This window comes from Microcystis sp. M53602_WE12 (genome assembly GCF_030065455.1).
GTDB classification, from domain to species: domain Bacteria; phylum Cyanobacteriota; class Cyanobacteriia; order Cyanobacteriales; family Microcystaceae; genus Microcystis; species Microcystis aeruginosa.
The window spans coordinates 1-1,168 of record NZ_JASJFB010000550.1 but is presented as its reverse complement, the minus strand read 5'-3'; the positions used below and the strand labels follow the sequence as shown (position 1 = coordinate 1,168).

Sequence of the window (1,168 nt, the reverse complement as noted above, 5' to 3'; positions counted from 1 at the left end):
ATTAGGTAATTGACCCCCTCAAAATCGGTAAAACCCCACACCCCACACCCCACACCCTACACCCTGCCCCTAGGAAAAACTTTTTCAGCAAACCCTAAGTAGTCGGACTTAGCGGAGGCAGGGGGCAGGAGGCCGTTTTTGTAACGGGGATTTATGCCCCGCTCCAAAAACTTTTCGCCTTAAGGCGAGGTTTTAGACCCGATTTTTTCGATAAATTAATTGCTACCACTAAACACAACTTCGGGGAATTTTAACTGTGCATCGGCCATGGGGATTTGTCGGCCTTGATTGCGTAACTCTTGCCAAAAATTAATTACTTCTGTGGCTTTGTTGAGAACATCAACGCGATCGGACTCATCAATCCAGTGTTTTGCTTCTAACTCCTCTTGCAGTTGTTGCCAAGCATCATTGCGCGGCCAGAAAAAATAAGCGGTGAGGGGGCTAGTTCCTTTGCCGACCACCTGATCCACAGCGATCGCTACGTTCTGATCTAACCACAATACTTTTAAAATAAACTTTGATTCGGAACTGACTGTCATTGTTAATCGTTAATCGTACAATTCTCGATTATATCATCTTTTGACTCAATTTTCCGCAGTCAGTTTTTAACTATTTTTTGCTGTTTTTTCGCTAATAACCGCTATGATTCCAGAAACAGACTCTTTACCCTGTAAACAAATCGGTGTGGCCGTAATTAGAGATGATCGAGATTTAATTTTAATTGATCGCCGTCTAGCCAAGGGACTCTTGGGCGGTTTTTGGGAATTCCCCGGTGGCAAAATCGAAGGCAATGAAACGGTACAAGAATGTATTAAACGGGAGGTATTAGAAGAAATTGGCATTGAAATCGCAGTGGATAGTCATTTAATCACCATCGATCACACCTATAGTCATTTTCGGGTTAATCTACAAGTATATAACTGTCGTTATCTCAGCGGCGAAGCGAGAGCGATCGAATGTGAAGAAATCCGCTGGGTAACTATCGAGGAGCTAAATCATTACACTTTCCCCGCGGCCAATCAAGAGATTATCGAAAATTTGGGTTAAAACCCCGTCCTTTTAGGACGGCTTTAAGCTACAATGGAAAAAGCGATAACCAAGCTAAAAACTGAACCTTGACAACAGATAGTAGGGGGTTTTGTTCAGAAAAGAATTCAAATTCGGCCTT

Annotated in this window: 2 protein-coding genes; one reads left to right on the top strand and one right to left on the bottom strand. The window is 42.9% G+C overall.

Annotated features, from left to right (window positions below; all coding sequences use genetic code 11):
• Window positions 1-215: 215 nt before the first annotated feature.
• Window positions 216-539: a 30S ribosomal protein PSRP-3 gene (locus PX482_RS17730; protein ID WP_002760450.1), complete on the bottom strand. Its 324-nt coding sequence runs from the start codon at window positions 537-539 to the stop codon at window positions 216-218.
• Window positions 540-642: 103 nt separating this feature from the next.
• Between PX482_RS17730 and mutT the strand changes: the two genes are divergently transcribed.
• The gene (gene mutT / locus PX482_RS17725; RefSeq protein ID WP_288026787.1) at window positions 643-1,047 is read left to right on the top strand and encodes an 8-oxo-dGTP diphosphatase MutT; all 405 of its coding nucleotides are present in this window, start codon (window positions 643-645) and stop codon (window positions 1,045-1,047) included.
• The last annotated feature ends 121 nt before the right edge of the window (window positions 1,048-1,168 follow it).

Excerpts from the sequence above, each read along its gene's own strand:
- PX482_RS17730 (WP_002760450.1), bottom strand. The coding sequence starts at position 539 with ATGACAGTCAGTTCCGAATCAAAGTTTATTTTAAAAGTATTGTGGTTA.
- mutT (WP_288026787.1), top strand. The coding sequence starts at position 643 with ATGATTCCAGAAACAGACTCTTTACCCTGTAAACAAATCGGTGTGGCC.